The following is a 16,348-nucleotide window of genomic DNA, read 5'->3' on the forward strand; positions in this document are numbered from 1 at the left end:
AGCAGTGTAGGCTCCCCAGGAGGGGGCACCCTATCTCGTATGGCCTGCTCGGAGGATGGATTCCGCTAGCCGATCGGCTGCATCGGCTGTAGAGATTGCAGATTGCGCAGCTTCTGCGTATACCTTGCTCAGCGTGCCTGCAATCCCCGCCACCTTTTGGCGGATCAGGTCAGGCCCGGCGCCTTCCAGCTCGTAGGCGGTAGAGATGATTCCGCCTGCATTGAGCACATAATCAGGCGCGTACAGGATGCCGCGCGCCTGCATGCGGCCTGCAACCAGCTGTCGTTCACTCAGCTGGTTGTTGGCCGCCCCGGCAACGATGGAGCAGCGCAGCTCCTCCACCGTTGCCGGGGTCAGTACGCCCCCCAGGGCACAGGGGGCGAAGACCTTGCAGTCAGCGGCGTGGATATGGGCCGGATCGGCCGAGATGGCGCCGCTGAACTGCCCAAGGGCACGTTGTACACGCTCCGGTACAACGTCTGCCACATTGAGCCGTGCCCCGGCTGCATGCAGGTAACGGCACAGGGCATACCCGACCTTGCCCAGTCCCTGGACGGCAACGGGAATGCCCTGCAAAGATGCAATGCCTTGCTGGCGCAGCGAGGTCACAATGCCGATGTGTACGCCATAGGCGGTCATCTCGGCAGTAAAGTCATCCTGCGCCCCAAGCGAACCCGTGGTGTCCGTCACATGTGCGGTCTCCAGTCGGATCTGGTCCATGTCTGCCGCCGTGGTACCCAGATCAAGACCGGTCACGTATCGCCCGTTCAGCCGCTCCAGACAACGACCCAATGCACGAAAGCGCTGCGCCCGCTTGGATACATCCGTATCCAGACTTTTATCTTGTGAATGTGTCATCTCATCAGCGGCGACTTTCCGTTCAGCGGCAGCGCCCTTTTGCTGCTCTACCCCTAGATTTCCAACGACCTGCTTACCACTTTGAGACCCGCAACCATCCTCATCCGGTTTTGCATTCTTGGCAAAAGGTACATCCCATATGACCACTTTCCCGCCACCATACGGCAGTCCGGAGATTGCATTTTTGTACGTCATGCCTTTGGCAAGCTTCACAGCATCCCGAACAGCTTCTTCCTCGGATGCATACGTCCAGTAGCGGCATCCTCCGAGCGCAGGCCCAAGGACCGTGTTATGAATGGCAATGACCGCCCTCAATCCACTAACTGCATCATGGCAAAAAATGAGTTCCTCCATGCCTTCCCGCTCCATCTCCTGCCATAGCTGCATGACGGTACCCCCTTTTTGTTTTGACCCATCCATCCTCGTTTTGACCTGATACCCTGTGCCAGCGTGCTTGGCTTTATGATGATACAGCATATTCACAGGTACCGATTTTCGACCCTGGGACCTCCGCCGGGTTGATAATCGGTACAAACGGTTCTATAATGGCAGTTCCGGCATGCCAGAGAGCAGAAAATGCCTACGGATTTACATCCAACCGTTTAGAATGAGGGCATAACGTCCAATGATGGAGATAGAGCGAACATACAGGAAGCATAGATGATACGAAATCGTCGAGGATATGCAGCAAAGGGCCGATTCCGTTGCGAAGGCCAGGAAAGAGGGATTGTGATTGTTTAAAATATTGGTATTTATCTTTTTGATCCAGATTGTGTACGTATCCGCTTATACACTCCGGATGATTCTGACACTCAAAGGCCAGAAATACATCGCCGCACTGATCAGCATGGGTGAGATTGTGATCTATGTACTCGGTCTGAATCTGGTGCTCCAATACCTGACTCAGCCTTCGGCCCTGATCGTGTACGCGGTGGGTTATGGACTCGGTGTATTACTCGGGGCCTGGATTGAAGAGAAGATTGCCCTCGGTTACGTTACCGTTAAAGTCATCTGTAACCAGATGGGCAACAACGTCGCGAATGCCCTGCGAGATAAAGGATATGGTGTTACTGCATGGGTGGGCAGTGGACGTGATGGAGATCGGCTTGTGATGGAGATTCTGGCAAAACGTAAAAACCAGAAACTGCTCTATCAAACAATTCTCGATCTGGACCCCAAAGCATTTGTTATTACCGTGGAGCCCAAACAGTTCCATGGCGGCTTCTGGACACGTTCCATCAAAAAGTAAAATCGAGCAGGTCTGCGGCAGATGCAGTCCTGCTTTTTTAATTTCATCCCATCTGGAATGTTCTTGTTGCCACGATATATCCCTGAAACCTTACTCCCCAAGTTAACTCTGTACGATTCAAGGTTGCTTACAGTACAAACCCTTACCATACCAGCCTTTCCTAACCACATGTGAGATAGGGATTATTGTTGTAATCGCTCTCAACACTTACATTGAGAACATGTCCTTCGTAATTTGGCATGGCAGCGATGGACGAATGTTATCATCATATATTGGGAGGAATGGAATCGTGAAAACTAAATTTCGAAGCTTATGCAGCACAGCCCTGGCTCTAACGTTGGGGTTAACTTTATTGTCCGGCCCGGCAAGTGTGCAGGCGGCGGGTAACGCAGACTACAATCTTACAGGCTTCTCCCAAGGGAACGCGGGCGGCGGCATCATTAGCGAATCCAACACAGCGACGTATAAGAAAGTGTATAATGCGACCGATCTGGCACTGGCGCTGAAAAAGAAATCCGGCGTCAAAGTTGTTGAGATCATGAACGATCTGAATCTGGGATGGAATGAAATTCCGAGTGCAGCGAAGACATCTCCTTTTGCCAAGCATAATGATGCGCTGACGCATCCCGTATTAAAACAGACAGGTGTCAGCAAGCTCACCATTGATGGTTTCAATGGACTCACGATTTTCTCCGCCAACGGCTCCAAAATCAAACACGCAGCGATCAGCGTGAAACGAAGCTCCAATGTCATCATCCGCAACCTGGAATTCGATGAGTTATGGGAATGGGATGAATCCACCAAAGGTGATTACGACAAGAATGACTGGGATTACATCACCCTGGAGGAGAACAGCAACGTATGGATTGATCACTGCACATTTAATAAAGCCTATGACGGACTCGTCGATTCGAAAAAAGGAACCAGCGGCGTGACCATCTCCTGGTCCCTCTTCAAAGGGGATGACGGCAGCTCGAACAGCTGGGTTACCCAGCAGATTAACGAGTTGGAAGCAAACAAGGCTTCCTATCCCATGTACAACTACCTTCGCAGCAGTGCTGTAGGTCTCAGCAAAGCCGATATTATCGCCATCTCTGGACCGCAAAAGAAAGGACATCTGGTCGGTTCGACCAGCCTGGAATCAGCTAACGCCAACCTGTCCATGACCCTGCACCATAACGTGTACAAAGATATTCAGGATCGGATGCCACGCCTGCGTGGAGGCAACGCACATGCATACAACATCGTGATGGATTCGACAGGGGCGCGTGCCGCTAAAGCCAAAATTACAACGGGGATGGCAACAGCGATTGCGTCCAAAGGTTATAAGTTCGATATCATTGGCAATGGGGCAATCTCCACAGAGAGTGGAGCCGTATTGGTCGAGAAATCAGTCATCAAGGACGTGCTGTATCCTGTTCGCAACAATCAGACCGATCCGGCAGATCCAACCTATACCGGCAAAATCAGAGTGACCGATACTATGTATTCTTTGGATGGAAGCTCATTCCGTGGCAGCAGTGATACGTCTGGCAGTCCACTGGCGCCAATCCCGGCCGTGGTGAAATCGTTCTCCTGGAACGGCTTCTCGACACTTCCTTACAGCTATACCACGGATGATCCATCTACGTTGAATGCACGCCTCATTGCTTCCAATGGCGCGGGTTCAGGTAAATTAACCTGGTCCAAGGACAATTGGTTGAAGACAAGTTATTGATATCAGAGTACCCTGTTGCTTTTCATCTTCAAATAAGGAAAAGAGTGCTCCTGCAGCTACGATAGCCGGGAGTGCTCTTTTTATATAATTTAGCTCCAGATACAGTTTGGCGGGCCGCTTGAAAAGTGACTCCTTGTTAGGGTGGATCATCTCCAGCTAAAGCATGTGTTAGTCTCGCCGGTGATCGTTGTGAATCTTTATTTATTTATCTTCATTACCTTTGTGAGTAATTTATGACAAATTAACCATTTATACAAGTACGCCTTGTAATTTTACTTACCGGTAAATATAATTTATTAGAATTGACTCATAAGGATGGTGAAGCAGCTTGGATGTATGGATATATTCCGCACTTACGCTTGTTTATTTGATACTTGTTGTTTGGATGGCCGTCGATTTAACCCGGAGGAAGCAATGGCTCACGTATTGCAGTTTTCAGCTATTTGTAGCGTTCAGCCTGGCATATGATAATGGAATTATTGCTGTAGGTAATTTGATAGGGGAAGGGGAAGTGTTAATGGTTCTCAGTAGCCTTCGATTTTGGCTACATGCCTTTGCTACCCCTACCCTTATTCTTGTTGGCTACCATATCTTGCGCAGCTCAGGTGCCAGGTTTGCCAATAGAAGTATAACGAGTGTGGTGGCATGGCTGATAACTTTAGGTTTGGTTATCTACCAGATTGTAGGCTTTACTTTGTCCGAGGTTCAAAATCTCAAAGTTACAGAAGAGTATGGAGTACTGAGATATATGGCAGAAGGTCATGGAGGTCCGCCAATGATGGTGATCATCGTGGGGCTTGTACTCTTATTTGTTAGCCTGGTCGTTCTTTTCAAACATAAATGGGTTTGGCTGTTTGTTGGGACTGCATTATTGTTCGCAGGGCAGTTAATCTCCCTGCCAGTGGAAAGTGGAACTTTAACCAATGTGTATGAGCTGATCCTCATCCTCTCAATTTGGCGAACGACTACATTTTTGAAGAATTCAGCAGATCATCGCCGTCGTTAAGCTCCAATGCATCAGAAAAGACTGGCCCGTAAGATAAAGGCCAGTCATCTGTGTTCCTATATTTCATTTTTTAATTCACATATTCATGGTATCTGATGAGGCAGACACAGCACTCACCGAGTCGCGATAGATGATGTTGCCTTTCACGTGTACACGGCCGAAACTGCGGTTTGGGTTGTCGACCTTTTTGAGCATGGACTGAACTGCGGTACGCGCCATCTGTTCCACATCCACTTCAACAGTTGTGAGCTTGGGATCGGAGAGCATCGCATAGATATCATTATCAAAACCAACAACAGAGCATTGGCCAGGCACCTGAATATCCATGGAAGTCAGTTTTTGAACGAGCAGATGAGCGACCTGATCACAGTTGCATACAAAGGCTGTTGGCAGCTGCTCCGGCAGATCAATCTCAATAAACGTACCCCGTTCATCCCGATCATTCAGAACCAGATCCGGATTCATCGGCAACCGATGTTCCAGCAAGGATTTGTAATATCCGAGGAATCGGTCCTGAATACTGCTCGTGGAATACAGGTTCCCCACGTAAGCAATGTTACGGTGGCCCTGCTGAACCAGATAGTTTGTCAGCTCATAGGCAGCGTAAAAGTTATCGGTAACGACGGAATCGATATCGGAATGTTCATCGTAAAAGTCGAGAAACATTTTGGGAACTTCCATCGATCGCACCAGTTCAATATACTCTTTGCTGATCTGCCCGAGCACGATGAAACCATCGACCTTGTTGTCACTGTACAGCTTGGGCAACGTTAATTCTTCCTCATCCTCCACATTCAGAATGTGCAGAATGCCGTAGTAGCCCTGTTCCTCCAGATGTTTGGTGATGCGCTGGAACACGCGTACATAGAACGACTGCGTAGGTCCGGTAAAACGCTCCGGGATAATTACGCCAATATTATGGGTTAAGCCTTCCTTCATCGAACGGGCAGCGGCATTATACCGATAGCCCATTTCAACAGCAAGCACTTTAATTTTTTCCTTTAATTCGCCACTCACGCCATCTTTATCATTCAATGCTTTCGAGACGGTCACACTGCTGACCCCGAGCCTGTCGGCGATATCCCGCATGGTGATATTGTTCTTCAGTATGGTCGCCTCCTTCAAGCCGGTATAGGCACAATGTGCTGTCATTATGATGAGCGCTTTCTCCATACATAATAACAATCCATATCAGTATACATCGTTACCAACTTGGAATAAAGCCATTCTGACTGTTGTTTCGCTATTTTCGGCATTTTTCAGGTTTGCATGAAAGGTTGTTATAGCGATGTTATGTCAATTGTTTCTGTAAAAGCTTTTCATTCTGTTCTATCAGCTGACCCCGCTGGCTGGCACAGTCCAGTGAACGATATGGATCAGCCGGTGTATTGAACGTATAATCGACTAGTTTTTCCAGCGTGGTTGTTGCCACATGACAGCGGGTATCACTGGATGCGTAATAGATAAAGACTTCGTCCTTCTCATTGACCACAGCTCCGTTGCAGAAAATAACATTGGATACATCGCCTACACGCTCATCGTCATAAGGGGCAATGAAGTGGCCGCCCGGCTTGGCGATAATACGCGCCGGATCATTCAGATCCGTAGCGAAGGTGTATAACACATAACGAAGGCCTGCCGCGGTGTTCCGAACCCCGTGAGCAATGTGAATCCAGCCACGATCCGTCTTGAGCGGAGCAGGGCCCTGGCCGTTTTTGACCTCATATACCGTATGATATTGCCGTTCGTCGATAATGGTCTCTTCATGAATGACAGGGTTCAAGATATCCTCACACAGACCAAAGGCGATTCCGCCGCCGCTGCCTGTCGAGATGAATCCGTCCTGTGGACGGGTGTAGAAGGCATACTTTCCATCCACGAATTCCGGGTGCAATACGACATTGCGCTGTTGAGGGGAATTCGTTGTGATGTTGGGCAACCGTTCCCAGCTTGTAAGATCCCGTGTACGAACCAGTCCTGCCTGTGCGACTGCACTGGATGTATCAAATGCAGGAGCCTCAGGGTCTTTGCGTTCCGAGCAATAGATGCCATAGATCCAGCCATCTTCATGTTGAACGAGGCGCATATCATACTGATTGGTTTCATCCGCATCGATATCTTCCCAGACCAATGGTTTACCCGTGAAACGGAACCCGTCAATTCCATTGTCACTCTCCGCGAGCGCAAAGATCGATTTACGGTCCAATCCTTCCGTACGGATGACCATGACGTATTTGCCATTGAAATAGATGGCTCCTGGATTCAACGTCGCATTAATGCCCAGGCGTTCCATAAAATGCGGGTTCGTCGTCTCATCCAGATCGAATCTCCAATGCAGCGGTACATGATGGCGAGTGATTACCGGATATTGATACCGATCATATATGCCGTTGTAGAAGGAAGAATTGATCTCATTGGGGCGAGTAAGCAGCTGCTCCTGTTTCTCCAGTAACTCCTTGTATTTCGGGTGTATCATTCTGATCCCATCCTCTCGATTAATTCAATACAGAATCTGCTATTGTGATATGGGCATTTCCACGGTCCGGCAATTTCGCTCTGATCCGGTGTGCCGTTCCCGTCCACCGACCAGTACCATTCCCCGCCAGCACGCTGGTCAATGATGTTTTCTTGCGTATAGGTCCACAAGCGTTCCACTCTCTCCAGAAACAGTGGATCACCTGTACGCTGATACGCATTATAGAAACCGACCATCGCCTCAGCTTGAACCCACCAAATGCGCTTCTCATCGATATGTTCACCTTCTTGTTCATTTAACAGTGAACCATCCGCATTCACGGCTACATTGGAGATGTTATAGGCAATATCTGTGACCATCGCCGCATACTCTGGATGTTGTTCCATCCCCAGAACTTTCAGTGCTTCGTCGATCAGCCAGCTGGCTTCAATGTCATGTCCGAACGATCGCAGATCGATGATGGATTCCCACTGTTTGTTGAAAAATACCCCGAGAAACTTGGTGTCTTGGTCATACACCCGTTCATATAGAATTCCGAGCAGGCGTTCCAGCGCTGCCTTCACTTGTTGATCCGGCCACACGCGATAGAGCGTGGTGTAGGCCTCTAACACATGGATATGCGTGTTCATTGTGTAATCCGCAATCACCCCGTTTTCACTCAGCATTTCATTGGGCTGTTCCTTCCATGTACGATCAAATTGTTCCTTGTAAGCAGGTAGTTCGGCATCCAGACCTTTGTCCTCGATAAGAGCAAAAAGCGTTTTCGCAAGTTCTAATGCAGAAGCATCCCCGGTTGCACGATAGTACTCACTGAGTGAATACACACCGAATGATTGCGTATACACATGTTTGCTCGTGTCCAGCGCTTCCCCTGTGTAATCTACCATCCAGTACATACCGCCATATTCGGTGTCCATCACATGATCAGCGAGAAACCGATAGGCGTGCTCCGCGTGATCGCGCCATCTTTCGTTTCCGGTAACTCGATAGGCTGCTGCAAAAGACCAAAGTTGCCGTGCCGTGGCGATCCCGCCTTTGGGCGCCTGTTGATTCACTTGAAGATCATTGCCGACCCAACCGTAGAATCCACCGTAGGTTGTATCCTTAAGGTTGGACCAGAAGGGTAAAATTTGCTTTTCCCAATGCGCCTTAATTTCTGATTGAAGTTCGGTTGTTTTTGTATTCATAAGTGAGCGCTCCTTCAACGTGTTACATAAATCTTAATATATAAATTGAACTAAAGAATATTTACACTGGCCACTCCGATGACAGAATAACCTTCCGATCGCTGTTATCCCCAGATTTTTTTGATTCCCTTTTTCAAAGGTGAAATTCCGGTGATAGCGTATGCTTCCGATGTAGCTTTCTTTCAGAAAGCTTTTAGGCGAACGCTCCGCTTCTTCAGGTTCTTTCTGTCCTCTACGTTTTGTGTAAATGTTTAATCAATATATATAGTTAAGTTAACGATAACTTTATTAATCAATATTAGTGCTCTGAAAAACAGATGTCAACGAAATGCATCGCAATTTTTCTTGTTAAGTTATAAATAATTTAATTGACAGGTAAGCGTTACCATAATAGAATTCATTTTGTAACCTTAACGATAACTTAATTTATTTAAGAGAGGGGCCGAAACAATTGAGAAAAAACAAAGGTTGGATGATGTTGCTGACGATGCTGCTCATCACTTCACTACTTGCTGCATGTTCATCCGGAGGTGGATCTTCGCAGGCAGGGGAGGAGATCAGTACAGATCCGGCAGATATCAAAGGTGAAATAACCGTTCTGACGCAACGGACAGATATTGTGGATACCGTGTTCAAAGACTACGCTGCTGAGTTCAACAAGGAATATCCCGATGTGAAAGTAAATTTCCAGGCACTGGCCGACTACGAAGGACAAGTGAAGATCCGTATGAGCACCAAGGATTATGGTGATGTACTGATGATCCCGACCAGTGTTCCGATCGCAGATATCCCGGACTTTTTCGAGCCGCTCGGCACGTACGATGAATTGAAAGACAAATACACCGCCATTGAAGAACGCATGGTGGATGGTCAGGTCTACGGTATCCCTACCGTGATCACGTTCTCCGGAATCATTTATAACAAACAGGTGTTTAAAGAAGCAGGCATTATGGAAGTTCCCAAAACACCGGAGCAATTCCAGGCTGCGCTTCAACTGGTCAAAGACAATACAGATGCGGTTCCACTCTACACCAACTATGCATCCGGCTGGGCTCTCACCCAATGGGAATCGGATCTGCCAACCGTTGCAGGCAGTGTGGATTACGTTAACGTGGATCAACCGAATACAGATGAGAACTTTGTGCCTGGTCAGCCGCACTATGAACTATATAAGGTGCTCTATGATGCAGCCAAGAACGGTCTAATCGAGAAAGATCCAACGACAACGGACTGGGAAAGCTCCAAAGCGGATCTCGCCAAAGGCAAGATCGCTACGATGGCACTGGGCTCTTGGGCGATCACACAGATCCAAGGGATGACGGATACTCCGGACGACATCGGATTCTTACCTTTCCCAACCAATGCAAGTGAGGTTGTGGTTCCGCTCTCCGCAGACTATAACATCGGCATGAACGTGAACAGTGAGAACAAACCTGCTGCCAAAGCGTGGATCGACTGGTTCCTGGCGAAATCAAACTATGCAGTTGAACAGGGCGGCGGTATGGATGCAGACAAGAATGCTGAATTGCCACCGATTTTGGATCAATATAAAGATGTGAAATTTTCCACGCTTACACCTGCCAAAGAAGGTCAGGAAGGTCTGGTCGACAAGATTGATAACGAAGGCGAAATCGGTCTCTGGCAGCCTGACTTCAAGAAACGCATTATCGAAGCAGGTATTGGGAACCGCAAGGAATCGTATGACGACATCATGAAAGATCTGAACGACAAGTGGGTAAAAGCAAGAGCAGAACTCACGAAATAATTGGATTAACGTAAGTGGATCAGGTGATGAATGGACTGCGGGGATATAGGAATCCATATATGAATGGAGCATGGAGTATGTGGTATTTGAAAGCATGATACCCATGCTCTTCCCCCGGCAGTTATTCCGCAGGAATTCCATTGGACGGGAGTCTTTCGATATATAGGCGGGAGAACCGCTTGGAGGTGTGGAGAGCATGAAGTACTTAAAACTTTCGAATTGGGGCTACTCAGCGCAACGCATATTTATCATCTGTGCCTTCTCAATTATTCCGCTGGCGTTGCTATTCACGTTTGCATACTTACCGGTCATCAACATGTTCAAATACAGTTTCACCGATTGGAACGGATACAGTAAAAGGTTTGATTATGTTGGATTTGAGAACTATACGCGCATATTCAGTGATCCCGAATACTTCAAAGTATTTATTGTCAGCTTGTATTACTTCGTGGCCACGTTCTTACAGATGGGCTTGGCGCTTTACTTTGCCACCATTCTGAGTTTCAAAGTTCGAGGCAAAAACTTCTTCAAAGGCATACTGTTTTTCCCTTATTTGCTGAATGGGGTAGCCATCGGTTTTATTTTCCTCTTTTTCTTCAAACCGGACGGCACACTCGATATGCTCATGCATGCTGTCGGGCTGGGACAATACACACAGCTCTGGCTCGGTAACCCCAATATTATTAACGTGTCACTCGCAGGTGCATCGGTATGGAGATACATGGGCTTCAACTTTATCATTTTCCTGGGTGCAATCTCCTCCATTCCGAAGGACGTGTATGAAGCATCTGATATTGATGGCGCCAATCGCTGGCAGCAATTCCGCCACATCATCCTGCCAAGCATTACACGTATCCTGCAGCTCAACCTGATCTTGGCGATTAGCGGCGCAATTAGTGCGTTCGATATTCCATATATCATGACTGATGGTTCCAACGGCAGTATGACATTTGTAATCCAGACGGTTCATTTGGCGTTTAAATATGGCAAGCTGGGACTGGCATCCGCCATGGCTGTGGTGCTGCTCTTGATCGTTATTCTCGTTACGCTTGTGCAGCGCGTCACCATGAAAGGGGAGGAATAAACGTGACACAACTCAAATACACCCTTGCGAGCGTGGTTAAATATGCTTCCCTCATCCTTGCAGCGTTTATCGCACTGTTACCCATCGTGGTCATCCTGTTTGCATCTCTCAAAACGAATGCGGAATACGCTACCAGCAGCCCGCTTGCCCCGCCAGTCAACTGGCTGAACTTCGCGAACTATGCGCAGGCTTTTGTGGATGGCAACATGCTGGTTGGTTTCAAAAATACAATTATTATCCTGATCATCTCCATTATAGGTGCAACCTTAACGGGTTCCATGATCGCGTATGTACTGGATCGTTTCAAATTCAAAGGTAAGAAAATTATGGTCGCGGCATTTCTGCTCGCTACCCTGATTCCAAGTGTTACGACGCAGGTCGCCACCTTCCAGATCATCAACGCGCTCGACCTGTTCAACACACGCTGGGCGGCCATCGTGATGTACCTGGGTACAGATATCATCGCGGTGTATATTTTCCTGCAGTTCCTTGGCTCCATCTCAAGTGCACTGGATGAATCCGCCATGCTGGACGGCGCGTCGTACTTCACGATCTACTGGAAAATCATTCTGCCACTGCTGAAACCGGCCATTGTAACGGTCATTATCGTGAAGGGTGTGAACATCTATAACGACTTCTACACACCGTTCCTGTACATGCCAAAGACCGATCTACAGGTCATATCCACCGCCTTGTTCAAATTCAAGGGACCGTTCGGATCGCAGTGGGAAGTCATCAGCGCCGGCATCATGATCGCCATTATTCCAACCATGATCATCTTCCTGCTGCTACAGAAGTACATCTACAACGGCTTCGCGCAAGGCTCAGTTAAATAAAACCCGAAGGGAGAAATGAAAATGTCAGTTGCTGAAACGAAAAACGTACACATTGTTGGGGATGCTTTGCCAAATATGCCGTGGGAAGCCAAACCGGAGGGAACGGAAGGCCCGGTATGGAGACATTCGGCTAACCCGGTGGTTCCGCGTAACCCGGTCAAAGGTGTTGCCCGCATTTTCAACAGTGCTGTTGTACCGTATGAAGGAAAATTCATTGGGGTATTCCGCGCTGAAACTGTTAATGGACGTCCGCACCTCCACATGGGAGCGAGTGAGGATGGTCTGGAGTGGACGATTGAAGAGGAACGTATTGCATTTGTAGATGAAAATGGCGATCCGTTTATGCCGAACTATGCGTACGATCCACGTTTGGTCAAAGTCGAAGACACGTATTACATCATCTGGTGTACAGACTTCTACGGCGCAGCACTCGGTCTAGCAAAGACGGATGACTTCAAAACGTTTATCCGCCTCGAAAATCCAATGCTGCCGTTCAACCGTAATGGCGTGCTGTTCCCGCGCAAAATCAACGATAACTATGTAATGTTGTCCAGACCAAGTGACAGTGGACACACTCCATTCGGGGACATTTTCCTGAGTGAAAGCCCTGATCTTGTGTACTGGGGCAAGCACCGTCATGTGATGAGCAAAGGCGGTCAGGGCTGGTGGCAATCGGTCAAAATTGGTGGCGGTCCTGCTCCGATCGAAACGTCCGAAGGTTGGCTGATGTTCTACCACGGCGTCACGGGAACCTGTAACGGATTGGTATATAGCATGGGTGCGGTCATTCTGGATCTGGATGAGCCGTCCAAAGTCAAATATCGTTCCTCCAACTTTGTGCTGACACCGGAAAAATGGTATGAAGAACAAGGTTTCGTTGATAACGTCATCTTCCCATGCGCAACACTGCATGATGCTGATACCGGACGTATCGCCATCTATTACGGCGCTGCCGACACGTATGTGGGTGTGGCGTATACGACCATCGAAGAGATCGTGAACTATGTGATCGAGACGGACGAGGTTATTGCAGGTGACAGCGAGGAAGGCAAGCTGTAATTGTAGTAAAACCTAAAAAAGTTAATTCACACACTAACGGAGAGTGCAGAACCAATCTGAAGAAACGGAGTGTTCGCATTTATCAACGGATTTTACCCTTTTTAAAGGGAATCAGAAAATCTGGGGATAACGGCGATCGGAAGATGGTACTGCACTCGGAGTGACAGGAACGGTGAAAGGGGCTTTACAGTGCAAACATATATGGATTACATCAAAGGATTTACATTTGGCTGGATGAGTGGCAGGGGCGACTTCCGCAAGCCGGAAGCCAAAGAGTCTTTGCGCCTGATGGCCGAACGTACAGGCAGTTCACATGTTATTTTTGCACTGGCCGCACATCAGGGTCATCCGCAGGCGGTAGAAGTGAAGTATCGGGGTGAACATCTGGTCGAGGATGATGAACTGGTCGACATGATTCGTTATGCCCGTACACTTGGGCTGCGTGTCATTCTGAAACCAACCGTCAACTGCACCGATGGCACGTGGCGTGCACACATTAACTTTTTTGATATCGATGTGCCGTGTGAGCCAAAGTGGAAGGATTGGTTCCGCAGCTACACAGAATTTCAGAAGCATTATGCAGCGATTGCAGAGCAGGAAAAGTGTGAGATGTTCATTGTAGGCTGTGAGATGGTGCAATCCGAGCGTCGGGATGAAGAGTGGCGCGAGGTGATCAAAGGTGTGCGTGAAGTGTACACGGGACTGGTGTCATACAACACGGACAAATATCAGGAAGATCATGTGAAATGGTGGGATGCAGTGGACGTGATCTCTTCCAGTGGGTATTACCCCATCGGAGATTGGGAGGCGCAACTGGATCGTATTGAACAGGTGATTGCTCCCTATGGCAAACCCTTTTTCTTTGCGGAAGCAGGTTGTCCCAGCCGCAGTGGATCAGCCCAGGTACCGAACGATTGGGGACTGGAAGGTGAAGTGAGCGCGGAGGAACAAGAGCATTTCTATGAGACCATGTTCCGGCATGTTAGTCAGCGTGACTGGGTACGCGGATTCGGTCTATGGATTGGAGCGCACATCTGCATGCAGAGAAGGAGGCGCTGACCGATGATGGATATGGTGTTTACGGCAAGCCAGCAGAGCAGTTGATTCGTCGGTTCTATGAGGGCATCGCTGTAGACGTTTAAAATGAGAAACAAGAAGGCGTATGAAGATGGATTTCAGTAATATATCTGCATATGTACTTTCGTGATTTCCATGCTGTGAGCAAGGAATAACAGATTATTGTGGAACTTATTTTTGCAGTTGCGATTCATATTCAGGTCGAGAGGCTCTTCCTCCTATAGGAAGGGCTTTTTTGGCTATTTTAATAACAACACATACAATGTCGAATTATATTGACAAAAGGAGGTCTCCTGCCTATTCTTAATGGATGAATATGATAATCATTATCATAAAATAGAGAAAAGGGGTTCAACATCCATGTCTGTACAACATCGCAAATCTTCAGCCCTCACACTGGCAACTATGCTCTTGTTGTTATTCGTTATTGTGGGTTGCAGCAATACAGGAAGTGGAGATGAATCCTCATCTGCTGCTTCGGATCAAACATCTACGAAGTCGATTACGATGTCATGGCCACGTGATATCGGTACAATGAATCCGCACACGTACAATCCTTCGCAATTATTTGCCCAATCGATGCTCTATGAGCCGCTGATCAGTTACCAGAAGGACGGAAAACTGGAACCTGCCCTGGCAGAATCATGGACCATCTCCGATGACGGCAAAGTATATACATTCAAGCTTCGCCAAGGTGTGAAATTCTCAGATGGTACGCCATTTAATGCTGAGATTGTGAAAAAGAATTTTGACGCTGTAATGAAAAATAAAGACACACATAGCTGGCTGGGCATTGTAGGTGTGCTCGACAAGACGGAGGTTGTGGACGATCAGACTTTCCGCATGACACTCACAGAGCCGTATTATCCTGTTCTTCAGGACTTGTCGGTGGTTCGTCCTTTCCGCTTCTTGGGTGAAGCCGGATTCCCGGATGACGGAGATACATCCCAAGGCATCAAAGAGCCGGTTGGAACGGGCCCGTGGATGCTGGCTGAATACAAGCAGGACGAATATGCCGTCTTCAAGCGTAACCCGAATTATTGGGGAACAGCGCCGAAGGTAGATCAGATTACGGTTAAGATCATTCCTGATGGGGAGACCCGTGTCCTTGCTTTTGAAAAAGGCGATCTCGACTTGATCTATGGTGAAGGTATGATCAGTCTGGATGCATTCCAACAACTTCGTGACAACGATGAGTATGTAACCCAACTGTCTGATCCGGTAGGCACTCGCAGCTTGCTGTTGAATTCCTCCAATCCAAAGCTGTCCGATGTCAGAGTGCGGATGGCGCTCCAGCAAGGGTTTAACAAAAAGGCGATGGTGGAAGGCGTGACTTCCGGTTTGGAAGAACCAGCCGATACCGTATTGTCCAAAAACTATCCGTATACCAATGTAGACTTGGAACCGATCACGTATGACGTGGAGAAATCCAAAGCTTTACTGGATGAAGCGGGTTGGAAGTTACCGGCTGGTGGTACGGTTCGTGAGAAAGATGGTCAGCAGCTTGATTTCGAGATGATTTTTGATAAGACAGACCCGATTCAGAAAGCGATGGCTGAGACCATTCAGGCAGAATGGAGCGAGCTTGGGGTTAAAGTAAATCTCACTGGGCTGGAACTTACGGTTCAGATCAAACGTCTAAAAGCCAATGATTTCGACCTGTATTTCTGGTACAACTACGGCGCTCCATATGATCCACATTCCTTCATTAACGTTGTAGCGAGCCCTGGATTCGGGATTTCCGAGACCCTGAGTGCGTTGCCGATGAAAAAGGAACTGGACGATCAGGTGCATGCAGCCCTGTCATCTACAGACGAGACGAAACGCCAGGAGTTATATGGCTCCATCCTGAAAACACTTCAGGAGCAATCGGCGATCGTACCGATCTCTTATATTAAGAAAACGGCTGTTTATCAGAAGAAAATTTCCAACTTTATTTTCCCGGCAAACCGTGATGAAAATCCGTTTGTAGGCATTGAGTTGGGCAATCAATAAGTAGTAAATACTTTAATTTCGGAGTGGTAAGGCCTTGGT

The 16,348-nt window shown here is 48.0% G+C and carries 12 protein-coding genes and 1 pseudogene; 9 read left to right on the top strand and 4 right to left on the bottom strand.

The window, feature by feature from the left end:
• Positions 1-30: 30 nt before the first annotated feature.
• Positions 31-1,245: a Leu/Phe/Val dehydrogenase gene (locus AC6CIF_RS07315; RefSeq protein ID WP_498198779.1), complete on the bottom strand. Its 1,215-nt coding sequence runs from the start codon at positions 1,243-1,245 to the stop codon at positions 31-33.
• A gap of 346 nt (positions 1,246-1,591) precedes the next feature.
• On the opposite strand from AC6CIF_RS07315, the gene AC6CIF_RS07320 reads away from it, so the two are divergent.
• The 3 genes from AC6CIF_RS07320 (at position 1,592) to AC6CIF_RS07330 (ending at position 4,830) form a co-directional block, all read left to right on the top strand.
• The gene (locus tag AC6CIF_RS07320; RefSeq protein WP_036606590.1) at positions 1,592-2,107 is read left to right on the top strand and encodes a DUF2179 domain-containing protein; all 516 of its coding nucleotides are present in this window, start codon (positions 1,592-1,594) and stop codon (positions 2,105-2,107) included.
• Between the two features lie 256 nt (positions 2,108-2,363).
• The gene (locus AC6CIF_RS07325) at positions 2,364-3,824 is read left to right on the top strand and encodes a pectate lyase family protein (RefSeq protein ID WP_498198781.1); all 1,461 of its coding nucleotides are present in this window, start codon (positions 2,364-2,366) and stop codon (positions 3,822-3,824) included.
• A 328-nt stretch (positions 3,825-4,152) separates the two neighbouring features.
• Positions 4,153-4,830: a hypothetical protein gene (locus AC6CIF_RS07330; RefSeq protein WP_498198783.1), complete on the top strand. Its 678-nt coding sequence runs from the start codon at positions 4,153-4,155 to the stop codon at positions 4,828-4,830.
• A gap of 75 nt (positions 4,831-4,905) precedes the next feature.
• On the opposite strand, the gene AC6CIF_RS07335 is transcribed toward AC6CIF_RS07330, so the two are convergent.
• From AC6CIF_RS07335 to AC6CIF_RS07345, 3 genes are all read right to left on the bottom strand, one after another.
• Positions 4,906-5,982: a substrate-binding domain-containing protein gene (locus AC6CIF_RS07335; protein WP_498198785.1), complete on the bottom strand. Its 1,077-nt coding sequence runs from the start codon at positions 5,980-5,982 to the stop codon at positions 4,906-4,908.
• A gap of 139 nt (positions 5,983-6,121) precedes the next feature.
• Complete coding sequence (locus AC6CIF_RS07340) at positions 6,122-7,306, bottom strand: glycoside hydrolase family 130 protein (protein ID WP_498198787.1); 1,185 nt, start codon at positions 7,304-7,306, stop codon at positions 6,122-6,124.
• Positions 7,303-8,493: an AGE family epimerase/isomerase gene (locus AC6CIF_RS07345; RefSeq protein WP_498198789.1), complete on the bottom strand. Its 1,191-nt coding sequence runs from the start codon at positions 8,491-8,493 to the stop codon at positions 7,303-7,305. Before AC6CIF_RS07345 ends, AC6CIF_RS07340 begins: the two co-directional genes overlap by 4 nt.
• Positions 8,494-8,944: 451 nt before the next feature.
• Here AC6CIF_RS07345 and AC6CIF_RS07350 point away from each other — a divergent pair, with 451 nt between their 5' ends.
• The 6 genes and pseudogenes from AC6CIF_RS07350 to nikA all read left to right on the top strand — a co-directional run bounded on the left by AC6CIF_RS07350 (position 8,945) and on the right by nikA (position 16,309).
• Positions 8,945-10,258 carry an ABC transporter substrate-binding protein gene (locus AC6CIF_RS07350; RefSeq protein ID WP_498198791.1) on the top strand — a complete coding sequence of 438 codons (1,314 nt, stop codon included), beginning with the start codon at positions 8,945-8,947 and terminating at the stop codon, positions 10,256-10,258.
• Positions 10,259-10,454: 196 nt separating this feature from the next.
• Complete coding sequence (locus AC6CIF_RS07355; RefSeq protein WP_017691677.1) at positions 10,455-11,342, top strand: carbohydrate ABC transporter permease; 888 nt, start codon at positions 10,455-10,457, stop codon at positions 11,340-11,342.
• A gap of 2 nt (positions 11,343-11,344) precedes the next feature.
• Entirely contained in the window at positions 11,345-12,178 is an 834-nt protein-coding gene (locus tag AC6CIF_RS07360) for a carbohydrate ABC transporter permease (protein WP_498198792.1), read from the top strand.
• Between the two features lie 21 nt (positions 12,179-12,199).
• The gene (locus AC6CIF_RS07365; RefSeq protein WP_498198794.1) at positions 12,200-13,237 is read left to right on the top strand and encodes a glycoside hydrolase family 130 protein; all 1,038 of its coding nucleotides are present in this window, start codon (positions 12,200-12,202) and stop codon (positions 13,235-13,237) included.
• A gap of 201 nt (positions 13,238-13,438) precedes the next feature.
• Positions 13,439-14,379: pseudogene (locus AC6CIF_RS07370) on the top strand (glycoside hydrolase family 113).
• 295 nt (positions 14,380-14,674) lie between these two features.
• Entirely contained in the window at positions 14,675-16,309 is a 1,635-nt protein-coding gene (nikA, locus tag AC6CIF_RS07375; RefSeq protein WP_498198796.1) for a nickel ABC transporter substrate-binding protein, read from the top strand.
• The last annotated feature ends 39 nt before the right edge of the window (positions 16,310-16,348 follow it).

Source organism: Paenibacillus sp. GQ49 (genome assembly GCF_059759055.1).